Below are 3,430 nucleotides of genomic sequence, written 5' to 3'. Positions count from 1 at the left end.
ACGTTCCATCACCGGACCATGGAGGCGCGGGCGTTTGCCGAGGGGCTGGAGCGGGTGGCGCGCCGGCTGCACGCGGCCGATCCGGAGCGGCACCCGGCGCGGGTGTGGTCGGGATGGCTGTCCGGCGAATCCCCCACTGAAATGCGGGAGGATAAGCTGCGTGAATTCGGGGACAGGGCAGGGCGTGCCGTGATGTCGAATTGCCGTGTCCTGAGTGAGGGTGTTGATGTCCCGAGTGTGGACTGTGTGGCCCTGATCGATCCGAAGGGGTCGGCCGTGGATATTGTTCAGGCGATCGGTCGGGCGCTGCGGCAGAAGCCCGGTGACGACAAGCTGGCGACCCTGATTGTTCCTGTTTTTCTCGGGGATAATGAGACCCCGGAGGACATGCCCTACTCGGGGTCGTATCGTCCCTTGATTAGGGTTTTGGCTGGGCTTCGGGCGCATGATGAACGTGCTGTGGAAATGCTTGCCATTCCCCAGGAAACCTCTGTTCCTCGGTCGCAGACGTCGTCATGGCTGGGCAAGGCGCCGGAGAGCGACGGTGAGGAGGAGCAGCGGCTGCTGCTGCGGTTCGGCACGCACCGGGACCCGCTGTTGGTGGCGCGGCTGGTGCAGTACAACGTGCTGGAGCCGGAGACGGCGGCGTGGAACGCCGGCCACCGCGCCGCGGTGGCGTACCGGCGGCGGGAGGGGCACCTCGCGGTGCCGTACAACCACGTCGAGGGCGGCATCCCGGGCGGAGACGACGCCGCTGCCGCGGCTTCTGCCGCCGGGGGCGTGGGGTCGGGGGCGGGGTTTCCGCTGGGCAGGTGGCTGTCGGATCAGCGGCAGGCGATGCGGGCCGGCGGCATCCTCACTCCGCGGGCGGAGAAGCTGGACGAGCTGGGGATCGTGTGGGATCCGGCGGATGCGGCGTGGGAGGAGAACCTCGGCGCAGCGCGCGCCTACTACGAGGCGTATGCAACTCTCGCAGCTCCGGTCACGGCCTCCATCATGGATAAGCCCATTGGTCAATGGCTGGCGAACGCACGGAAGAAGCACGGGCTCGGCAAGAACCCTGCCAAAGCAGCGCACAGGGCCGCGCTGCTGGCCGCGATCGATGCCGACTGGCGTCCGGACTGGCCCATCGACTGGCAACGCTCCTACGCGGCGCTGAAGACCGCTGTCGGGCCGGCTGCGGGTGAGGGCGGGGTGCTGGCGTTCGTAGAGCCGGGAACCATGGTTCACGGCGTGGACGTCGGGCGCTGGCTCGCTGTGCAGAGGCAGGACTGGGACCGCCTCGCTCCGGGGCAGCGCGAGCGCTTGGAGCAGCTCGGTGTACGGCCGCTGCCGGCGGCCGAGAAGCCCGCCGCCGCGGCGCGGGGGAAGCGGGCGGGGGCCGGGGCGAGCGCGGCGTTCGAGCGCGGTGTCGTGGCGCTCGCCCAGTACATCGAGCGGGAAGGACGCACCGTGGTCCCCCGCTCGTGGGTCGAGCAGTTGCCGGACGGACCTCAGAGGCTCGGTGTGTGGCTCTCCAACACCCGCAGCAGGCGTGCCGGGTTGAGCGAGGAGCAGCGCGGCCGGCTGGCGGCGTTGGGCGTGGACTGGGCGTGACCTGGAGTGGCCCGCAGCGTGTGGGGGTTCTCGGGCGGGCCAGCCGTTCTTGCGCTGATGTGAGGGGCAGGTCGGGCGGGCGCTGAGGGGAGGTTGCGTCGTCGCATCCGGCGCTGGGGCTCTCGCCCGGCATCGGCGACGGCAGCACCACGCGTGTGCGCCGGTCACGGATCGCGGTTCTCTGCTTCACCCGGCGGCTGGCTGGGGGGTGTGTCGGCGTCTTCCAGTGCCTCGCGCAGGGAGGTCACGGCGGCGTCGGCCGTGCTCGCGTCGAGGCGTCGCAGATGCGCTCTGCGCTGCGCGGCACGCAGGGCGTCGGCGTGCGTGTCTGTCTCCGGGGTGTCTTCGTCGGGTCGGGTCATCATGGCGGTGCGCTCTCCTCGCTGTGCCGCGCAGTGCTTTGGTGCGGCAGGGTGGCCGGCCTCGTGCGTCGGGCGGTGCCATTCGGGCCGGCGCGCAGGGTGGCCGCGGGTGAGACGCCGTAGGCGGCGCGGTAGGCGGCGGAGAAGCGGCCCGGGTGGGCGAAGCCCCACGAGGCAGTAGACGTAACCGCTGCGCTGCAAGGCCCAGCTCGGGCTCCAGGCGGACCAGTAGTCGACGGTGTCCTTGGTCCCCGCGAGGACCTCCTTTGGAGGGGGGAAGTCGCCCCCGTTCCCAGGTCGGCTTCGTTGTCCGCGACGGTGAACTTGCCGCCACCGCGAAGCCCGGCCCGATCCTGCGCCGCCTCGACGCAGGCCCATCTCGCCCTCGCCAGCGCTGGGGCGTCGATCTCCTGGGGGCTCCGGCGCCGGTGTCGGCGCCGGAGCCCTTGGTGGTTCAGTCGGTGCCGTGTCCGCGGTGCATGCAGAGCACCTGGGTGCGGTCCTGGCCGTCCTTGTGGTACTCCTGCGCGGAGAGCGCGGGCCGGTCGGCGCTGGTGTGTGCGCCGAGTTGCTTGTCGTTGCTCCAGGGGGTGGTGATCTGGCCTGCCTGGTTGCAGCTCATCTGCGTCCAGTAGAGGTTCTGGTCCTTGGTCGCTCCGCGGTGTACGCACAGCAGGTGGTAGTCGTCGGACTGCCAGATGACGGCGAGAGCGGGGGTCTTCTTGCTGCGGCCGCCGAAGGTCTGCGGCTTCTCCCAGTCTCTGCCCTTGAGGGGCTTGCGGGTCCAGTACAGGTTCTCGTCGTTGCCGGTGCCCCGGTAGACGCAGTACAGGTGGTTGCCGGCCTGGGCGAGGGAGGCTCCGGTGGCACTGGCCGCGCCGGTGATCTTCTCCGGTTCCGCCCATGTCCAGGTGCCGTCGAGCTGGCGGGCTCCCGAACGGTAGTAGAGCTGTTCGTCGCTGCCGCTGCCGCGGTAGGCGAGGTGGGTGTCGGTGAACCGGGTGGCGAAGCCGAGATCGCCGTCGGTGGTGCAGTTGGGGATCTGCGTGTCGGGCAGCCAGTCGTAGCCTCCGCTCCTGCGCTTCATGCCGCTGAAGCGCACGGTGGCGTCGGTGTGCCGGCGGACGTAGACGCAGCCGACGTCGCCGTACTCCTTGCCGCTGTATGCGTCAGCGGCGAGGGAGTGGTCCGTGCGGTGATCGGGAGTGGACTCCTGCGTCGTCCACTTCGAGTCCTTGGGCAGACCGTAGTAGGTGGTCAGGTGGACACGGCTGTCGCTGCCCGTTCCGCGGTACAGGCAGTGCGTGCGCACCTTCTCGTCACTGGCGGGGACGTGCCCGTCGAAGTAGAGCGCGGGGCCCACGCTGCTTTCGTGGCCTGACAGGGGCCGGTCCTGGGACCAGCCTTCGCCGGCTTCGTAGACCGTCCACCACAGCTTGGTGTCCTGCGGCGGCGGCGGGGGCGGCGTGGGC

At 70.3% G+C, this 3,430-nt stretch carries 3 protein-coding genes; 1 reads left to right on the top strand and 2 read right to left on the bottom strand.

Annotation, left to right across the window (positions count from 1 at the left end; genetic code table 11):
* Nucleotides 1-1,596, top strand: a 1,596-nt coding sequence (locus tag EAO77_RS35400) for a Helicase associated domain protein (RefSeq protein WP_147992426.1), incomplete at its 5' end; no start/stop codon positions are given.
* Between the two features lie 164 nt (nt 1,597-1,760).
* On the opposite strand, the gene EAO77_RS35395 is transcribed toward EAO77_RS35400, so the two are convergent.
* Both EAO77_RS35395 and EAO77_RS39105 read right to left on the bottom strand, forming a co-directional pair.
* On the bottom strand, nt 1,761-1,961 hold the full coding sequence (locus EAO77_RS35395) for a hypothetical protein (RefSeq protein WP_147992425.1): 201 nt from the start codon (nt 1,959-1,961) through the stop codon (nt 1,761-1,763).
* 451 nt (nt 1,962-2,412) lie between these two features.
* A partial coding sequence (locus tag EAO77_RS39105) for a hypothetical protein (RefSeq protein ID WP_187283558.1) occupies nt 2,413-3,430 on the bottom strand: 1,018 nt, incomplete at its 5' end.

It is taken from the genome of Streptomyces sp. T39, assembly GCF_008042045.1.
Taxonomy (GTDB): domain Bacteria; phylum Actinomycetota; class Actinomycetes; order Streptomycetales; family Streptomycetaceae; genus Streptomyces.
Note: the sequence above shows the minus strand (reverse complement) of the source record. Positions and strands in the feature narration are given on the sequence as shown.